16 protein-coding genes are annotated in these 18,210 nt (G+C 49.3%); 11 read left to right on the forward strand and 5 right to left on the reverse strand.

What is annotated here, in order from left to right; all coding sequences use genetic code 11:
• The first annotated feature begins 95 nt into the window (after window positions 1–95).
• Complete coding sequence (locus tag H6G89_RS07945) at window positions 96–800, forward strand: Crp/Fnr family transcriptional regulator (protein WP_190504765.1); 705 nt, start codon at window positions 96–98, stop codon at window positions 798–800.
• A 4-nt stretch (window positions 801–804) separates the two neighbouring features.
• Here the strand turns inward: H6G89_RS07945 and H6G89_RS07950 are convergent, their stop codons facing one another.
• From H6G89_RS07950 to H6G89_RS07965, 4 genes are all read right to left on the reverse strand, one after another.
• Window positions 805–1,896 (reverse strand): PstS family phosphate ABC transporter substrate-binding protein, encoded by a 1,092-nt coding sequence (locus H6G89_RS07950; protein WP_190504766.1) that lies wholly within the window; start codon window positions 1,894–1,896, stop codon window positions 805–807.
• A gap of 218 nt (window positions 1,897–2,114) precedes the next feature.
• Window positions 2,115–3,566, reverse strand: a complete 1,452-nt coding sequence (locus H6G89_RS07955; protein ID WP_190504767.1) for an ABC transporter substrate-binding protein — start codon at window positions 3,564–3,566, stop codon at window positions 2,115–2,117.
• 8 nt (window positions 3,567–3,574) lie between these two features.
• Window positions 3,575–5,140 carry a serine/threonine-protein kinase gene (locus H6G89_RS07960; protein ID WP_190504768.1) on the reverse strand — a complete coding sequence of 522 codons (1,566 nt, stop codon included), beginning with the start codon at window positions 5,138–5,140 and terminating at the stop codon, window positions 3,575–3,577.
• Window positions 5,141–5,313: 173 nt separating this feature from the next.
• A complete protein-coding gene (locus H6G89_RS07965; RefSeq protein WP_190504769.1) occupies window positions 5,314–6,303 on the reverse strand; it encodes a LysR family transcriptional regulator in 990 nt (329 codons plus the stop codon).
• A 352-nt stretch (window positions 6,304–6,655) separates the two neighbouring features.
• Here H6G89_RS07965 and H6G89_RS07970 point away from each other — a divergent pair, with 352 nt between their 5' ends.
• The 10 genes from H6G89_RS07970 to H6G89_RS08015 all read left to right on the forward strand — a co-directional run bounded on the left by H6G89_RS07970 (window position 6,656) and on the right by H6G89_RS08015 (window position 15,878).
• Window positions 6,656–7,609 (forward strand): hypothetical protein, encoded by a 954-nt coding sequence (locus H6G89_RS07970; protein WP_190504770.1) that lies wholly within the window; start codon window positions 6,656–6,658, stop codon window positions 7,607–7,609.
• A gap of 27 nt (window positions 7,610–7,636) precedes the next feature.
• Window positions 7,637–8,122: a 2Fe-2S iron-sulfur cluster-binding protein gene (locus H6G89_RS07975; protein ID WP_190504771.1), complete on the forward strand. Its 486-nt coding sequence runs from the start codon at window positions 7,637–7,639 to the stop codon at window positions 8,120–8,122.
• Between the two features lie 736 nt (window positions 8,123–8,858).
• Window positions 8,859–9,335 (forward strand): phycobilisome protein, encoded by a 477-nt coding sequence (locus tag H6G89_RS07980; RefSeq protein WP_190504772.1) that lies wholly within the window; start codon window positions 8,859–8,861, stop codon window positions 9,333–9,335.
• 917 nt (window positions 9,336–10,252) lie between these two features.
• Entirely contained in the window at window positions 10,253–10,930 is a 678-nt protein-coding gene (locus tag H6G89_RS07985; RefSeq protein ID WP_190504773.1) for a V4R domain-containing protein, read from the forward strand.
• Entirely contained in the window at window positions 10,927–11,250 is a 324-nt protein-coding gene (locus H6G89_RS07990) for a hypothetical protein (RefSeq protein WP_190504774.1), read from the forward strand. The genes H6G89_RS07985 and H6G89_RS07990 overlap by 4 nt, the downstream gene beginning before the upstream one ends.
• 83 nt (window positions 11,251–11,333) lie before the next feature.
• Entirely contained in the window at window positions 11,334–11,825 is a 492-nt protein-coding gene (locus H6G89_RS07995) for a hypothetical protein (protein WP_190504775.1), read from the forward strand.
• Window positions 11,826–11,888: 63 nt separating this feature from the next.
• Window positions 11,889–12,542 (forward strand): V4R domain-containing protein, encoded by a 654-nt coding sequence (locus H6G89_RS08000; protein WP_190504776.1) that lies wholly within the window; start codon window positions 11,889–11,891, stop codon window positions 12,540–12,542.
• A 176-nt stretch (window positions 12,543–12,718) separates the two neighbouring features.
• The gene (locus H6G89_RS08005) at window positions 12,719–14,680 is read left to right on the forward strand and encodes a serine/threonine-protein kinase (RefSeq protein WP_309229708.1); all 1,962 of its coding nucleotides are present in this window, start codon (window positions 12,719–12,721) and stop codon (window positions 14,678–14,680) included.
• A gap of 85 nt (window positions 14,681–14,765) precedes the next feature.
• Window positions 14,766–15,476: an NnrU family protein gene (locus tag H6G89_RS08010; RefSeq protein WP_190504777.1), complete on the forward strand. Its 711-nt coding sequence runs from the start codon at window positions 14,766–14,768 to the stop codon at window positions 15,474–15,476.
• A gap of 54 nt (window positions 15,477–15,530) precedes the next feature.
• Entirely contained in the window at window positions 15,531–15,878 is a 348-nt protein-coding gene (locus H6G89_RS08015) for a thioredoxin family protein (RefSeq protein ID WP_309229709.1), read from the forward strand.
• Here H6G89_RS08015 and recJ read toward each other — a convergent pair.
• Entirely contained in the window at window positions 15,866–18,205 is a 2,340-nt protein-coding gene (recJ, locus tag H6G89_RS08020) for a single-stranded-DNA-specific exonuclease RecJ (protein ID WP_190504867.1), read from the reverse strand. The genes H6G89_RS08015 and recJ overlap by 13 nt on opposite strands.
• Window positions 18,206–18,210 lie beyond the last annotated feature (5 nt).

Here is an 18,210-nt window from a genome sequence, read left to right on the forward strand (position 1 = left end):
CTCGGCTAATTACTGAGTTTCGAGAGTTGAGCCAGTTACTAATAGCACGCAAATTCAGAGTTCAAGACCTCTACTGATTTTCAAAGCTCTTGCCTATGCACTCCGTATCCTCCTCCCAACCAGAAACCGCTCGTCCTTTTCTGACCTGGCAACGTATTCTTGACTGGGCACAGGAACATTATCGTTGTCGTACCTTTGGCAAGGATGAAAAAATTCCCGCTCGACCTGGATTGCTCTATCTGGTTCAACGGGGTGCTGTGCGTCTCGTTGGTGAAGCCCAGGTTAGCGCGACCACAGGGAATTCTCGCCTACCCCGAATCAACTCAGAAGAAGCATTTCTGGGGTTTGTGGGCGCAGGTCAGCCCTTTGAAATTGTGGCTCAATCACCCTTCACCTTGCAGAGTGTAGCCCATGTTGACCAAACTGCCGTTATTTGGCTCTATTGGCATGATCTGGATAACTGGCCTCACTTCCGTCGTGAAGTCTTAAACGCATTTCGCTATCAACACCAACGCAAATTATTATGGTTGAGCACGTTAGGGCAACGCCGCACGATTGATCGCCTTTTGGGATTCCTCACTTTATTAATTGAGGAGTTTGGTGAACCTTGTGATGAGGGATATTATCTGCCCTGGATCTTGACCCATGCTCAAATTGGTAGTGCGATCGGCTCTACACGAGTAACGGTCACTCGCCTAATGGGCAAATTGCGGCAACGGGGCTTGATCCGTTCCTATGGAGACAATTTGCTATGCTTGCCTGCTGAATCTTCAGCTTTACAGCAAAAGCGATCCTCCTAAATGCCTATCGGATTCGCACAAATCCGGCTTCACTCAGTAATTGCTGTCCCTGATCGGTAAGCAACAGGTTGGCGTATGCTTCCCCTGCTTGCTGATCAGCTTGACCGTTTTGCTTCACGATGACAAAAAGTCGTCGGGTGATAGGGTATTCTCCACTTTGCAAGACTTCCGGGTTGATTTGATTGCGTTGGGCTGGGCACTGTGCCTCTGGAACGAGAGGCTGTTGATAAGGTGCAACCAGTTGGTCAATACTCCGTCCGATCGCCAATGGTTTGGTCGTACATTGACCAATGACTTCTGGTGCTGACGCATAATATAAGCCCCCCGGATTATTTGAAACCTCCCGTAATGCCTCCGTTGTAGTTCCAATCAGGCGAACTGAGTTGCCAAAGGGCTGTCCCCCCAAGATATTGTCTACAAAAAATTCCACTGTGCCGCCTGCATTCATGGGGCGTGAATAGGGCACAACGGCTAGATTGGGTCCGCCAACCTGATTCCAGTTGGTGATGCGCCCCAAATAAATGCCTTGCAACTGTTCGATGGTTAACCCTGGAATATTTAAATCGGGGTGAACGGCGATCGCAATGCCCTCAAGTGCCACTGGAATCTCTTGCAGTGTAAATCCGCGTTGTTGAGCTTCCTGGTATTCTTCGGGTCTGAGCGATCGCGATGACTGAGAAAATGCCAGTTGATTGTCGAGCAACATCCGAATGCCTGTGCTAGAGCCTGGAACACCCGTTAGTGGGTCGGTATACCGCAACCGAAAATTAGGAAATACCGTTTGAATGATTGAATCCACTTCTCCCCGAATCGGTGCCCAGCTAGTGCTGCCTCCGTAGTTAAAAACTCCTGAAGGCACATTTTGGATAGCTGCGAAACTGGCGCCGGGTTGTCCGCTAGATGTTGCCTCAGAAGTAGCTGGTGAAGCTTGTCCGGTTTGGCTTACGCTTCCAGAAGGGGTGGGAGAACCAGATTGGGTCAAATTGCCCAAATTCAATCCTGATTGGCGAGTAAACCACCAAATGCCCGCGCCGATGAGTCCAACGGTGATCAGTAACGCCAGAATCAAGACCGGGGTTTCGTTTTTCTGAGCCATTGCTTATTCCTTATCGGTTATTCCTTTTTGGGCGTTGCTGATTGAGGATATGAAATCGCGAGCAAGATGCTCGCATTCCCTTGTGATGATCCCGATAGGGTGAGCGTCTCGCTCACGTTGGGAATTTACGTATCATTTGTCATTTCAGCAACGCCCCTTTTTGCTGTAGCAACAGCACAGACCTATTGACTCCTGCTTTCAGGCATGATGCCAATTCCTCAAGGCACGGGAACGAAATCATAACCATACCCGGAGCGGGTTCCTGGTTGGATTGTGACGAGTTGCATTGGCTGATTGCGATCGCCCGATGGTAAAAATCGGATCGTTCCCGTAGCTCCCTCCACCTCAAATATGTCACTGTTGAGAGCATTTTTAATCGCCTCACGCTCTCGACCTGCTTGCATTCCTTGGATCAACACCTGCACCGCATCGTATGCCATTGCTGTGCGCCAATTCACATCGCCACCCCATAACTCTCGAGCCGTTTTGACAAACGAAGATTGGGGATTTGACAGCAACACCCAGGGCACAGCAACCACCATGCCTTCGGCTGCCGCACCGCCAACTTCTAACGTTTTGGGATTGTAAAGACTGTCGCCGCCCAACACGGCGAGCTGATTCTGGTTCTGTCCCACGACTTGCAGGGCTGGGTCTAACGTTGCAGTATTTGCCAGCATGACCAACACCTCCGCCCCCTGTTGATTGGCTTGTGCCAGGGTTGCTGCGGCATTAAAGTTGGGACTTGCCAAATCAAACTCATTTAAGACTTGTCCGCCATCTGTTGCCAGTGCCGTTGCAAATTCATTTTTAAGAGAATTACTGTAGGCACTTTCAGAGTTGAAATAAACGACAGCTCGACTACGTTGCATGGCATTGAGCATGTGGCGAGAAAGTGCCGTTGCGGTGAAGCGATCGCTCGGTACGGTGCGAAAAATGTAATCTCCCAGTTCCGAGATGGTGGTTGAGGTACTGGTGGGTGACACCATCACCAGCCCATTTGCCTGATAAACGGCTGCGGCAGCCAGTGTAGCATCACTGCCAAAATGCCCGACCACTCCTAAAACTCCACTGTTAACCAAACCTGTGGCGATTTGCTCGACCGTGTCTGGCTCGGCAGCATCATTGACAATCACGACCTTTAACAGAGTGCCTTTGATTCCTCCAACGCGGTTAATCTCGTTTTGGGCCTGAGCCACTCCCCGCAAAATCTCCAAAGATGGGTTCAACGAGTCATCAATGGGGACGACGACAGCGATCGCGGTCATATCGACACGAGAGCCGCTTCCATTTGTTGTCCACTGCAACTCTGCGCGGGCGTTGTTGAGATAAATCAACGCTTCGGGGTCGTTGGGGTTTGCCTCCAACGAGGCTTCAAAATTGGCGATCGCCTCTTCAAAGCGCATATTGGTCATCGCCTCTGCCCCAGCCTGTTTTGCAACGGATGCTCCCTCTGAGACTAAAATTCGCTGTCCACCGCTACCACGCTCTTGCACCGCAGAGTTGCCGTTTACGCCGGGTATACCTGACGAATTGCCGGGAGAATTGATGCCAACTGGGGTGCCACCTCTGGAATTGAATTGCGTCCACAACCACCAGCCACCCGCACCCAGTAGGGCAAGCGTGATCAGCAAAGAGGCAATGACAGCTGGCGTATCATTCTTTTGAGACATAGACCTTCCTAAAACAAACCGGATAGCAGCTTGTAAACCAGGCGAAAGACTAATGTGGCTGCTACGGCTACCAATCCGGCTAAGACCGATATAAGCAACAGGGTTCTAATTGGGTTGCCGATCGCCTGCAAAATCCAAAAATCTCGCAACGGTGGTAAGAGGATGATAATCCCGACTGTCAGCACCGCAAGAATCAGCAAATCAACCTTCTCGATCACATGATTCCACTGAGCCAGTACTAACACGCCCAGCAACAGTAGCCAAAAGCCAGCACTGAGGAACGTGGTGCCCAAAAGGCTAATCAGGGCGATCGCTAATAGGCTACCTTCAAATCCTGTAAATGCCGCCCCAACGATACTTTCCATGAGAGAAAAGCCCCGCTTTGGAGCCGCCAATGGAGCTGGAGTTGCTGCTTGAATTGGAGCCGCAGGCGGTGGAGGAGCCGCAACTGGGGGTGCGGGAGGAGCAGTCTTAATCGCCGGAGCCTGTACTGGACGTTTTGGTAGCCGTGCTGGTGTTGAGCTGGGTGGAGGGGGGGCTGCCATCACCGGATTGGACACGGCTGCTGGATTGGGGGGAGGCTGGGCTGGGCGTGGGGGTAATCCAGGTGGAGCCGCCGCAGATCCCTGCAACGCTTCTAAGACCTCCTCTGCTGATTGGAACCGTTGACTGGGAGTTGCCAACAACATGCGGTCGAGCACTGTTTTCAGGCGATCGCTCACCCGCCCATAAGAACTCCAATTCCACCCATTACTATAGGGGTCATACAATTCATTGGGTTGCTTCCCAGTCAACAACGTAATGCACGTTACCCCCAGGGCATAGAGATCCGTCGCTGGGTAGACAACATTTCCCGCCATTTGCTCTGGTGGCGCAAATCCCATCGAATAAATTCCCGTCGAGGCTTTTCCGGCTTCTGCCGCTGATGCCTGGGTGACTTGCTTAACTGCCCCAAAGTCCAACAGATAGAGGCGTCCATCGCGTCGCCGCATAATATTGGATGGTTTGATGTCCCGGTGAATTGAGCCGTGTTCGTGGACAAACTGCAACACTTTCAGAATTTCTATCAGGACTTCCCGAATAGCTGCTTCAGAAAATGGCCCGTTTTGCGCTAGTTCCTCTTCGAGATTCTGCCCATCAATAAATTCCTGGACTAAATAAAAGAAACGGTCAGCCTGACCACCTGAACTCCTGGGTACATCTAACTCAAAAAACGCGAGTAGATCAGGAATCTGGGGATGGGTGTTTCCCAACTCCTCCAGAACGGCTCCCTCTCGTTCAAATAGATTTTGGGCAACCTGTAACTGGGTTGGGGTGAGATCACCAGAGGGTTGAAACTGCTTCACAACACATTGCCGCATGGCAGGAGTGTAGCGATCGCGTGCCAAAAATGCAGCCCCAAACCCCCCTTTGCCCAAGAGTCTCTGGGTAATGTAACGCCCCACCAGGATCAGCGGCATACCACAACCCATGCAATACTTCTGCTGTACCGTCTTTAAGGTGGCACTATTGTCCAAATCGGCAAAGTAGTTAACAGGTCTGGGGCAGCCTGGACGAGTGCAATAAACTTCCATAAACGAGGAACGATAAGCAGTTCATGATGTTACTTATACAACGGCTTCCAATGCATACAGTGGCTTTCAGTGCATAAATTCAGCCATGCTTCAACCTCTAAAGTACCAATTTCACCGCTCCTCCCAGCAAAGCAACCGTTAAATTTCCAAATTGAACCGTATTCACACCACATCTACAACGACAAAGGCTCTGTTGGCTCAGCAGAATGCCGTTCCTCAGCCACATCCAGTTGTAAAGGTTTATGGGTTGAAAATTGCGGCAAAATCTCATCCATAAAGGCAGAGGCGGCTTTTGAGCGATAGCGGTTGGGGTTGATGATAACTGACAACATGCGATTGACAACGACACCATCAATCTTGGCACGGTGCAACACCCCCATCTGCAATTCTTTTTCGATCGCCGAAATCGACACAAACGCAGCACCCAATCCTGCCTGGACTGCGTTCTTAATTGCTTCAATAGAGTTCAACTCCATCTCAATCTTTAACCGTCGTGTTTCAATCCCACAGCGACTCAAAACCTGATCAATCACCTTACGGATCGTGGACTGTGAATCCAGCGCGATGAATTGCAGTTTGTAAAGATCATCTTTTTGCACCGTATTAATTCGGGCGAGTGAATGCAAAACGGGCAAAATGAGTGCGAGTTCGTCTTCCGCGTAGGGAATAATTTCTAAAGAGTCTTGTAATTCAGGAGGAATTTCACCACCAATAATGGCTAAATCAATTTGTCCATTTGCCACGCTCCAAGCCGTACGGCGGGTTGAATGGACGTGAAGCTGCACTGCTACATCGGGATAATGTTGCCGAAATAGCCCGATCATTCGAGGTAGCAGGTAAGTACCAGTAGTCTGACTGGCACCGATAATCAGGGTACCGCCTTGAAGATTTTGTAAGTCTTCAATCGCTCGACAGGTTTCTTCACATAATGTAAGAATTCGGTCGCCATAACTCAGCAGTAAGTGCCCCGCCTCAGTCAACTGTGCTCGCCGACCCCCTCGATCAAACAACGGAACATCCAGTTGTCGCTCCAGATTTTGTACTTGGAGACTAACGGCAGGTTGGGAAACATAGAGGCTATCAGCAGCACGCTTAAAACTTCCCTCGGCGGCGATCGCCTTGAGAATCCGTAACTGATCAAGAGTAAAAGGAAGATCAGACATGAGTGCTAAACCTGAGAAACAGAAAAACCCTAAGGTTTCAATTCATTAAGAAACAATCCGGGACGGGCAAGGAATTCTTGAAAAAACTAGAAAGGTCAGGTTTCCAGAGTAGCGGCTTGAAAGAATTGTGAAGTCTTACACCCCTTGATTCTCCTAATTCCGTTCTGTTAGCCAAGCCCATTGACTCAACACAACACGAATAGAATTTAAGTAAATTGAACTACGGAGAATCATAATCAATCAATGGATTCTAGGTCGATGGAAACTTTACAACACTCAACTTGCCAACTCTGCACCGTATTTCTGGCACCCGTCTTGCTGAAGTAAGCAATTATTAGTATTAGAGCATCTTATGAAGCGGGAGGTTGTTCAGGATTTTTTGAATTTACCAGGGATTGCAGGAATTGCCCTGATGGATGGGCGATCGCGCCCCTATTTTTGTGGTGTTGACCAGGCTCTCAACTTTCAACAAAAGGAAGCATTAGCCCAAGGCATCCAGCAGGTCGTTGAAACAACCCCTGATGGGTTTGAATTTTTTGAGTTTCAGTTCACCGAGCATCAGGTTTACATCTATAAATTAGACCACGGCATCATTCTTCTTGTGCTGACCAGTAGCAATCTAATGTTCCAAACATATGCTAAAGCGATTGAGCAACTGAAAGCCGAGCTTCATGAAGATGCCAGCAACGCGATCGCTACATTTCGCTTGTTAGCCGGAAACATTACTCTATCTAATCAAGCTTACTGGAAACAGCGATCCGACGTATCGTCTTCTACCCTATCAGGTCTGTCATCCAACTCGTCCGGCACAAACACAAAAGTCTCGGTTCAAACTCAAAATGGTTCCCACAGCACTCCAATTGCGGCTACCCCTCATCCCTCCAGCCAAAACTTGACTCAGTATGTTGCATCTGCCAACCCACTGACACAACCACACGTCAATCACTCTGCTGTAGACGCTCACGTTAACTTGAAAGAGTTGCTCGTAGCTCTCAACCACCTGAGTCAATTTACAACCCAATATTTGGGAACGACTGTCATTACCAACTATTGGAAGTCAACCCGTCCAGACATTGAGTGGCTTAACAATTTTCAGATTGACCGTTCTGCCCATTTCACGTTCACCAACCCTCCCTCGGCTAATTCCACTCAGACCATCAGTTCAAAAGAACATGAGTATTTGCAGCAATGGATTTCAGCCTTTGTTGCCCGCTGCTCTAAAGTCATCCGTGATTTCCCAATCATTATTGAACAAAGAGCATTGGACGATCGCCAAAAGAATTTGTTGCTAAAAAACAACCCTTAATCTTAATCTTTCTGGAGTAATCCCCCAATGGCTAAAACTGTCAGATTAGAACCCATCGCTCAAGAAACCTCTGTCGAAACGAACGGCAATTTGTTATCTGTTCTGATTAACAAAGACCTGGATGTATTGAGAGAGTGCGGCGGACGGGGCATGTGTGCCACCTGCCATGTGTATGTGGTTGAAGGCATGGAAGGGCTTTCTCCCATTAATCGTCGCGAACAGCGCACGCTAGAAGTCATTACATCTTGTAAGACAAACTCTCGGTTAGCCTGTCAGGCACGTGTTTTAGCCAATGGTGTGGTGGTTGAGCTTCCTCCAGGGATGTACATCAACTCACTGCAAGATATTGAGGCGTTAATTGGACGGCGAGCAGACCAGAACCTCCTCCACCCCATTACTGGTCAGGTCCTCGTCGAAGAGGGCAAATTAATTACTCGCTCGGTACTCAAGCAGCTTGAAAACACGCCTACTTTCAAGGTTGGCGAATTTTTCTCGCACAGTGTTGATGCTTAGGATTGTGGATTTAATAGATCCGCAAACTGTACGGGCGGGTTTAGCAGACTAATCTCTGCCCTGCAATGGATTTGACGACACAACCCGCCCCTACGAAATATCGAACTTATTTAATTCCCATTCCTTAGATAACGTCAGTTCAACTGAAGAGCCTGGCGAATGAATTCGCGGCTACCGGAGCCAAGTCTGCCTTGTATGTTGAGAGAAGGTGGCAGACTACCGCAAATCAAGGGTTAGACGAACCGACGTAGGTCGGTTTTGTTCCTACAGCTGTGAAACTCCCGTCCGCAGGTAAAGCTCCCGCACGACCCGAATAATACGTTAATCAAGGGGCGATCGCAGAATAGGTGCGATCGCCCCTTGTTGTGTTGCCTGTTATAGCCGTAGCCACATTCAATGCGGCAGAGGCGAGTCAGGAAGCCTTCCCAGAATCCGTGTTTGAGCCATTGTCCTTGTCTTAAGCTGGCTGACCCAAGCGATAAAACCGGAAGAGTTGAGAATGAGTAGGACTGTTTGATGAATGCCTTACAAATAAGAGAGATTAAAATACGTAAATTTGAGATTAAAAAGCGTAAACTTTACGTTTTCTAAACTTGATGGGTTATTTCCGGAAAAACACCTGGACTCAAACAGGGAATTTGAAATTGCATGTAGCTTCTTAAAGAAAATTAATATTAAGGATTGTGAAGTTATGATGGAGGGCATACTATCTTCAGTTTCTCTTCACAATTCTGTCATGTTGAGCCAAGCTAACCGCCTTAGTTCCCAAATTGATGGTCGATACGCCGATGACATTGAATTGCAATTCATCAGCGAGTACATTCAATCCTTTCGTCTCAGACTACAAACCTACGAAAAACTGCAAGCTGCTGAAGCTGAAATTGTTCAGCAGGTTTACGACAAAATGCAGGTGCTCAATCCAGGTCTGTTTGCCCCTGGTAACACCGACCTCAGCAGTAAGTGGAAGCGCGATACAATCCGAACGTTGCGATATTCTGCGACTGCGATGCTGGTCAATGACCCGGAAACGTTGCAAGAGCGGTTTCTATCTTGGTTTCAAACCATCATGCGATCCTTTGGAGCGCAGCAAAGTTGTAATACGACCTACGAAATTATGCAGGAAGTTGTAAAGCAACACCTCACAACCGCTCAAGCAAACTTGTTCTGCCCAATCCTGGCACTCAACCAACGCTACTTAGGTGCCGAGGTATAGGGCAAACATTCATGAGAAGTATTGGAAGGTTGGGGGTCGCCATAGCCTCCAACCTTGCAGTGATGAACTTGAGTTTGGGATAGCCTCGTTCTGATAGCTGCGAATTGATGTGCCAGGCTGCTTAACCTGAATTGACGGTTCTTTACTAGCCTGCGAGTGATTCACCAGGCTCTTAACTCAAATCGATGTTGATTAGAAAGTCAATTCCTATTGTGTGAATTTTTTCTTAGAAGGGCTAAGACTTTTCCGGTTAATGACTTTAGTGCAAGAAAAGTTTACTGAGCCAGGACGGACTTTGATAGTGTGTCGTAAATGATTGATTTACAATCAGCGGAAGGATTGTTGATAGTCAATATTTTGACTTGATCAGGTTGCAGTGATGCAACGGTTGACTCGAAATAGTTGACTTCACCTTTCCCAACTCACCATTAATTATCAAATCAACTTTTACTCATCCTGAGACTAGTAGCCAAAGCATGGAAAAAATGGATTAGCTCCGCCAGATTTGAACCTTTGTCACAGTCTAGAGCGATCGCCCATTAACTGTTCCTCCGCAACTGCTGGATCTCGATGATGAAAGTACGGTATCTGCTAACCCACTTTATAAATGGCTCTCTGGGCAGGTCTAATGTTGCCCCTTACGTGTTAGATCCACGGATTCACAGGGAATATTCAAACTAAGGCCGTTTGTGAAGTCTAATTAAAACTCAAGTTTCAGCTTCAGTACTGCATCAATCAGTTGCATCTCCTCAATAAAATATCCTCAACTCATCTTCAAATGCCAGGTTTAGCATCGCCACAGCTTCATCAAAATTTGTAACTTTGACGTAAGCATACGTAATCTTCTTCACATAGCTCACTCCCGTCCTAAAACTGCCAATTCTTCCTATCCATTCACAATTTGTCAAGAGAGCAATATGGTGACTGCAACCCAAAACTCTATCCAACTCAAGCACCCCAAAAAACACAATCACTATGGTTTCCGTGATTTCTTCCACTTCGATGCTGACAAAGGAACCATCGTTGATTGGAACGGCGCACACAATCTCCTCACCACAGAAGATTTCATCATTGGTCTGGTAGAAGGCTTAGAAGAAGAAGTGGGGGATGCAGCTGCCGCCACCATGTATACCATTGGGTGCGAATGGGGTAAAAAAGACGCCTTCTTTTTCGAGAAGTGGTTTGAAAAAGAATTCGATCGCAACATCCGTCAAACTAACTTGCTGTTTTTGCTCGAAACCTGGTGGTGGCCCTTCACCTCTCAAGGCTGGGGACGCTGGGAAGTCGATATGGGCGATCGCAAGCAAGGGTTTATGTTTATCAACATCTTTGACTCAGCCGTGGCGCGCACGTTAGGCGATGTCGGTAAGCCCGTCTGCTTTATCTATGCTGGCTTGTTTGCTGGTTTCTTTACAGAATTGGTGAAAAAGCAGTTGGGTTGCATTGAGATTCAATGCTACTCGATGGGTGAAACCTACTGTAAGTTTTTGCTGGGTGGACAAGACCGGATTGACGCAGCTGCTTTCTGGCAAAATGAAGGCGCAACTGCCCGTGATATCGAAAAACGTCTGCGTGCCGGGGAGTTGTTGAGATGAGCACTATGACTTTGGCACATACGAACGGAAATGGTTCTGCTGCCCGCGCTGCTGCTGAAACCTGGTTGACGATGACAGCCCGTGAGTTCTTTTCAGGGATTAACTGGGAAAACAACCCTCCTGAAGTGCAAGAGCTCAAGCTCACTGCGGCACAAGAAGACGGAGCACCTGCCAATTTGTTGTTGCTGAGTGTGAGCCAGTTTTTTGCAGCAGTGAACTGGGATGGGATGGCGATCGCTCCAACGCCTGCCCCGTCCACCCCTGAGCCATCCGGAAAGGCAACCGATTTCACGCTAGAGGATTTCTCTGACCTGTTCTAGCTCACGCTATTCGCCTTCTGCCTATTCCAACTCGTGGGCACGCAACCTACCACCTTCTATTCCTTATCCAGCCATTTAGACCTATGCACCCACAAATCGAAAGTATCTTTGACGAGGCTGAGAATCGCTATCTCAAACCCGAAGAGCTGAGCACTCTGGGACAGTATGTTGATTCTCTACCGGAACGGCTCGAAACCTACCGCATTATTCGCGATCGCGAGCTCGACATCATGCAAGCTGTCGCTGATCAACTGCAAATTGAACTGCCTAACGAAAAAGTAGAAGTGCTTGAGCGGAGCATCAAAAATGCACTACTCACCTTACGCTATTGCGCGATGGGCATGTTGTTAAACGACGAAGCTCTCGTGAAGGAACGTCTGATCAGTTGGTTGAGCCAAACCATCAAGGTTTATAACACTCAAGTAGTTGACTCAACCCTTCATCGGTTATTAAACCAGCAACTCAGTCAAGTGCTCACCCCCAAACAGGTAATGCTGATCAATACCACGCTAAACTCGGCGCAAGACGCACTGTTGGGGCAGGAAACGCTGACTGCCTCTGCATTGGGGTGGTAAATCAGGGGTCATTCAACAATTCTCATCACTTCTAATCCAATCTTTATCCTGGGTTCATGCGCTATGATTTCCGTTGCTGACTTACTCACAAATAATCGCGTTCCTGGTAATTATTTTGCGACTGATGCCTATGTCCGGGGTGATCTGGAAATGGGCTTGCTCGAAAATCGTCAGGGCGATCGCCTCTTAGCCCTTCCAGAAACCTTCATTCAAGCGATCTATGCTGGCTTAGAGCAAGAAACTGGACAAGCGTCTCGGTTGGTGTTGTTTAACTGTGGTCGCTGGTGGGGTAAAAGCTTTTACACCCGCTTTGCAGAGCAGATTGGCGATTACTACGATGTGGCTATCTCTGAAATGCCCATGGTTGAGTTTCTTCAGGCTCTCCAACAGTGCTGGATCACACATGGTTGGGGAAAAATTGACCTGGATCAAACCTATCAACACTCTGGCTTTTTAGTGGTCAAGGTGTGGAATTCTCCCTTTGCAAAACTGGCTCCCCAAAAGGATCAACCCGTCTGCCACTTAGAGGCAGGGGCGTTGGCTGCTTTCTTCAGCCAGCTTTCGGGTCGAGAGCTACATTGTGTTCAAACCACCTGTGAATCGATGGGGGCAGACTGTAATCGGTTTGTTTTAGGCTTACCAAAACGGTTAGAACCCGCAGAAACCATGGTGACTAATCTCGACCATGAGAGCATCATGCAACAGCTCTGCAATTAATTAGAATTGGTAAGTGGGGCTAGACGTTAGATAACCGTTTCTGGTTACTGGTCAATAGCCAATTCCGAATGACGAATGAGCCATGACGAATGACTGTTTTATGTAGCATGACTCGTGCTCAATTGCTTAGATAGTATTACTCACTGTCGTTCATCGAGTGGAAATCTACCGTTGTTGTGTCAAGTCCACTGGGAACCGAGCTAAAACGCTCAAAATATCGCCTCTTGGGGCTGGTTGGGCAAGGGCAATTTGGGCGAGTATTCTGTGCGGCTCATCGGCGCACAGGTCGTCTGGTTGCACTCAAAAACCTGGAACATCAGCGGTTTCCAACGCACAAGTTTTTACGTGAACTCCGCATTTTGTTGAGCTTGCAGCATCCTAACATTGTGACCTGCTATGCCTTAGAGCATACCCGCACAGGTCGCTATTTGGTGATGGACTATTGTGAGGGAGGTACCCTCCGCAGTCTGATTGATGGGGATTGCCAACTCAGCGTTAATCAGGCGTTTGAACTAACGAGCGACATTTTAGCTGGGTTAGATCACGCCCATAGTCGTGGCATTGTCCATTGCGATATCAAGCCTGACAATATTCTGCTGAACGTCTTGCCGACAGGTTGGGCTGCTCGAATCTCTGATTTTGGCATTGCTCGCCTGACGCAGGATCTGGCTGGGCATGAAGGATTGGGAAATACGGGGTCACCCGCTTACATGGCTCCAGAACGCTTTTATGGGCAATACTCCCAATCCTCTGATTTGTATGCTGTGGGAGTGTTGTTGTTTGAGTTGTTGGCTGGATATCGCCCGTTTACAGGCACTCCGGCTGAACTGATGTCTGGGCATTTGAACCAACCCCTCAAACTGCCAGAGTCGATTCCGGAGGTATGGCATCCGATTCTGACGACGGCTCTGCAAAAGTTGCCTGCTCGCCGCTTTCGGTCTGCGTCTGATATGTTGGTTGCGCTGCGAACGGTGGGAGCGATCGCCGGATATAGCACCTGGAGCAAGTCATCCCCGATTTCGTTGCCGTTGTTGCAACCCCTAACAGTGGTGGAGCCACAGCCCTATGTCGCTCATCAGGCGCGATCGCTGAGTCAGGCGGTGAATCACGTTGCCCTCGTTGTGGCTAACACGAGTGCTGAAGCGAATGCAGTTGCTAAGGTGGGTACTAGCCCGGAAGTTGCTAAGACCCCCCTGTATTATGCAGGCGATCGACAATTAACGTGTTACGCCGATATCAATGCGGTGTTTCATACCGACACGGATGAGCCTGTGTCACCGACTGCTGTCGTAGAGCTTCCAGCGACCATTCAACAGCTTATTCCTACGGCGAAGGGATGTTTTGCGGTGAGTCAGACGGCGATCACCCTGGTTCCAGCACGCGCTTCAGTCGCACCAACGGTAGTCGCTACTTCCGAACAATTTTGCCTTGCAGCAGTGGAGGCACATGGAGATTGGCTGGCAACGGTATCTCTGTTTGATGGTGGGCGGGGGCAACTGAGCCTGACGGGGCTGGAACAAACGGGGCAATTAACCCAAAGCGAAGCTCCACGGAGAGCACACCGAGGCTTAGCCCCTGACCCAATTCTGTTGTTGAACCGGGAGAAAGCCCAGCAGTGGTTGCGATTGCTGGCACTGGATGCTCGTCACATTGCTGTAGTTGCGCGGGTAAGTACCGATGAAAACCTTTCGCGCCGCCGCATTCCTTCTACAGTTAGTACTGTTGTTGAAGTCTGGACTCGGCGCGGAAAACGATTGGGGACGTTAAGTGTGCCGTTGTGTTTGACTCAAATTTGTCCGACGGTGACTCCCTATCGCATCATGGCAGTCGATCAGTACGATCCACATGCGTTAGTCATCCTTGATCTCAAGCCATTTCGAGTGCTGCGATTTGGTGTAGAGATTGCACCTGTATTTTTGGAGTCCACCTCGTGGGGCTATATCCTCACCGATGCAACAGGGCAGATTGTTGTAATAGACAAGTACGGGCAGCGTCTTGGACGTATTGATGGACCGCAGCATCCGACCGCGATCGCCGCTGTCAATACTCATGAGTTGTTGGTAACAACATGGGATGGGCAGACAGGAGCTTCCTATCTTATTGATCTATGTGAGTCAGGCATGGATTTGCTCTTTTGACCGTGGAGCACCCCTATGCGTTGAACCCCGAAAGACAGTATCTTAAGGGTTCTAGTAGGTACTGGCTCTCTATTGTTTATCTCCCATGTATCAATGGCTTACTGACAGTCACGTCATTATGTTTGGGCTACTCGTTGGGTTTGCGATCGCCCACAGTGGGTTAGCCGCTTTGCGTCCTAGAGCTGAGAAGTTGATCGGAGCACGACTGTATCGGGTCTTTTTTGCGCTAGTCAGTTTGCCACTGGCAACGGTTCTCATCATCTATTTCATTAACCATCGCTATGATGGGGTGCAGCTATGGAATATGCAGGGAATACCAGGAATTGAACCGTTTATTTGGGTGCTCTCTGCGATTTCATTTGTGTTTCTTTACCCGGCGACCTTTAATTTGCTGGAGATCGCAGCGGTTCAAAAACCGCAAGTTCACCTGTATGAATCGGGGATTATTCGCATTACCCGTCATCCTCAAATGGTGGGGCAAATTATCTGGTGTATTGCCCATACGCTTTGGCTGGGGACGACATTTATGGTGGTGACATCCGCCGGGCTGATTTTACATCACTTGTTTGGTGTGTGGCATGGCGATCGCCGCTTATTGGCTCGCTATGGGGAATCCTTTGAAATCTTAAAATCTCGTACCTCGGTGATTCCTTTCTTGGCTGTTCTGCAAAAGCGGCAAACCCTTGATCTTAAAGAGTTTCTGCGTCCTGCCTATGCCGGAATTGTTGGTTTTGTTCTCTTGCTTTGGTGGGCACATCCTCTTTTGATCCGCGCAACAAGTAACGTGGGCTGGTAGGATGATCCCAAAGGAAATTTGAATAAAAACTTTAGAGGGATCATGGTGTTAACTGTGAATGAAAAAACTTTTACCAAAGAAGTTTTGGGATCACCGATTCCAGTTTTGGTTAATTTTTGGGCACCATGGTGTGGCTTGTGTTACGTTGTGAATCCCTTGTTGCTAAAAATACAAGAAGACTGGGGCGATCGCGTTAAGCTAGTTAGCGTCAATGCAGATGAAAACTTCAAGCTATCCAATACGTATCGCCTAACAACCCTCCCAACCGTGATGTTGTTCAAAGGGGGGACGGTGCATCAACGGCTCGACAAATTTCACAGCCGAGAAGATTTGCGGTTAGCGTCTGAAACGCTTGCGGCGGCTTTAGAAGATCTCAAGATTCAATACAGCTACTCTGCCTGACCGACGATTGCTTCAATCGCAGGAAGTGGCACTTCATAAAAATAGTGGCGGCGGAACTGTTCTTCGGAAATGGCAGCGAGGAATGGCTCCGCCGCTTGTGTTGGGTTTACGCCGGTTGGCTCGCCACGCCACCGCAACCGAAATCCGATGTCTGATGAGGTGATCTCAAAGCCCAGTGCCTGTAGGCTCTGGAAGCCCAATTGGAGGGTGCGATCGCCAACTCCCAGTTTCTCAAGCAACTGTGTCCGAGTCACCGTCTGATCGGTTCGCACCAAATATTTCGCCAGTCCTACCAGGCGTTGCCAAATTTCGGTTGGTGGCTCAGTTGTAGGAGGAGGATAGGCGATCGCTAATTGGCGTCCTTCGCGCACCGCTCTACGAAACCAGAGCCGCAACTCGTCCCAACTGTCGGGGCAATGAGTCATGGCAAGGGCTTCTGTGTCCGGCATGGGGTCAGTCGTCTTGCGCCAATCCAGAAGCCCATGGGTGGGCTGTACCGTTGCCAGAGAAGTGTGATTGGTTCGCGAACGGACGGCTATTAAGCGGATTTCATAGCGTTTGTGATAAGTGTTGAAGTCGAGTTCAGCGATCGCGTCACAGCGTCCCTGCGGAATCTCATCTCGGTAATGCTCCCACCACACCCCTGGAAAGCGATCGGCAGTCGAGTCATCCCGCAGATCAAACTCCGTCTTGATATACCTCACCTTGCGCCCACGCCAGTCTTTGATGTTAGCGTTTCTAACGTTTTCAAACCAGCAATCGCGAATGAGCAGCTTAGGGACGGGGTTACCAATGCCGCAGGGTTCTAACAGCTTTAATTCGCGAAACAAGTCTTTGCCCAACTCCGCGACGGTGACGACCAGATCTGCTTGAAGCATACCGCCCGGTTTAGTCCCTGTGGCAAACTGCTGCTCCCGTAGTTGTCGGTTAATGGCCTCCGTAAACACGGGAATATGCTCGATGGGCAAGCTTAAACCTGCGGCAAAGGGATGTCCACCAAAGGTGTGTAGTAAGTGCTCCTGCGCCTTGACCAACTGATACAGATCGATTTGGTTGACGGAACGCGCTGAACCTCTTGCCAGTGGAGGTGTATCTGTCATTTGAGCGGCAGGTTGGGCAAACAGAGCCTCGGTGCTGAGCAAAATGGTAGGGCGACCATATTCCTGAGCAATTTGCCCTGCTACTAATCCCAACACCCCAATGCTCCACTGTGGGTCACTCAAGACGATGACACTCACTGTTGACAGATCCAGGTTTTCCAGGTGTGTCCTCACCTGCTGGGCAACCTCTTTTTGCAAAGCCTTGCGCTGAGTATTGGCGGTTTCTGTGTCGTCTGCCAGTTGACGGCATCGCTCTGAATTTCGACTGGTCAACAGTTCCACTGCAAAGTGCGCATCGCCATAGATACGGCTAATGGCATTGATGCGTGGACCCAGACCAAAGGAGATATCAGTGGGGCGATCGCCACTGCGTTTACACAGTTCCAGTAATCGGGCAATTCCAGGACGTATTGAGGTAGTTGAGTCTTGGTGCTGGCGCAACTGCTCAATACCCTGTTGTGCCAGGTAGCGGCAGTCTCCCTTGAGTTCAACCAGATCAGCAATCAGCCCGATCGCCACCAAGTCCAGCAGATGTTCGAGGGGGGCTTGCGGGACATCGGGCAAGGCAGTGTAGAGTGCCTCAATCAGCTTGTAGGCAACTGCAACCCCCGACAGATGGGCAAGAGGATGGTTTGAAGGGAGGGCGCGTGGGTTGAGAATTGCCGTAACGTTGGGGCGTACTGGTGACAAAGTGTGATGGTCGGTGACAATCACTTCCATGCCCAATGTTTGAGCATAGTCAATCTCTCGCAGGTTGGTGCTACCCGTGTCACAGGTAACGATGAGTTGGCACCCTTTAGCTGCCAGCAGGTCTAACCCCTTAATCGATAGTCCATGCGACTCTAGCAAGCGATTGGGCACGTAGTAGAGCAATTGTTTGTCTTTGGAAAAGAACTGCCCTAACCCATCCCACAGCACAGCTGTAGCGGTGATGCCATCGGCGTCAAAGTCACCCCAAATCGCAACGGTTTCCTGCTGATGATAGGCCTGTTGGAGTCGAGCGATCGCCCACTCCATCTCGTCCCCAAAGGCAAAGGGAGAGGTTGGCAGATAGTGCTTGGCATCCAGAAACCCCGCTATCTCCTGAGCATGGCACAAACCCCGCTGCCATAGAAGTTGAGCAAGATACTGCCCAGGCACTCCTGTCAGGCGTTGCAGGGTTTGCAGAAAATCATCTGGAATGTCAAACACCGAATGGATTTGCCACTCCGGCGAAGGTCGAGTGATCACAG

It is taken from the genome of Oscillatoria sp. FACHB-1407 (assembly GCF_014697545.1).
Classification (GTDB): Bacteria; Cyanobacteriota; Cyanobacteriia; order Elainellales; family Elainellaceae; genus FACHB-1407.

Bases quoted from the DNA above. Each gene is read 5' to 3' on its own strand.
- H6G89_RS07945 (WP_190504765.1), top strand. From the start codon at position 96: ATGCACTCCGTATCCTCCTCCCAACCAGAAACCGCTCGTCCTTTTCTG.
- H6G89_RS07950 (WP_190504766.1), bottom strand. From the start codon at position 1,896: ATGGCTCAGAAAAACGAAACCCCGGTCTTGATTCTGGCGTTACTGATC.
- H6G89_RS07955 (WP_190504767.1), bottom strand. From the start codon at position 3,566: ATGTCTCAAAAGAATGATACGCCAGCTGTCATTGCCTCTTTGCTGATC.
- H6G89_RS07960 (WP_190504768.1), bottom strand. From the start codon at position 5,140: ATGGAAGTTTATTGCACTCGTCCAGGCTGCCCCAGACCTGTTAACTAC.
- H6G89_RS07965 (WP_190504769.1), bottom strand. From the start codon at position 6,303: ATGTCTGATCTTCCTTTTACTCTTGATCAGTTACGGATTCTCAAGGCG.
- H6G89_RS07970 (WP_190504770.1), top strand. From the start codon at position 6,656: ATGAAGCGGGAGGTTGTTCAGGATTTTTTGAATTTACCAGGGATTGCA.
- H6G89_RS07975 (WP_190504771.1), top strand. From the start codon at position 7,637: ATGGCTAAAACTGTCAGATTAGAACCCATCGCTCAAGAAACCTCTGTC.
- H6G89_RS07980 (WP_190504772.1), top strand. From the start codon at position 8,859: ATGTTGAGCCAAGCTAACCGCCTTAGTTCCCAAATTGATGGTCGATAC.
- H6G89_RS07985 (WP_190504773.1), top strand. From the start codon at position 10,253: ATGGTGACTGCAACCCAAAACTCTATCCAACTCAAGCACCCCAAAAAA.
- H6G89_RS07990 (WP_190504774.1), top strand. From the start codon at position 10,927: ATGAGCACTATGACTTTGGCACATACGAACGGAAATGGTTCTGCTGCC.
- H6G89_RS07995 (WP_190504775.1), top strand. From the start codon at position 11,334: ATGCACCCACAAATCGAAAGTATCTTTGACGAGGCTGAGAATCGCTAT.
- H6G89_RS08000 (WP_190504776.1), top strand. From the start codon at position 11,889: ATGATTTCCGTTGCTGACTTACTCACAAATAATCGCGTTCCTGGTAAT.
- H6G89_RS08010 (WP_190504777.1), top strand. From the start codon at position 14,766: ATGTATCAATGGCTTACTGACAGTCACGTCATTATGTTTGGGCTACTC.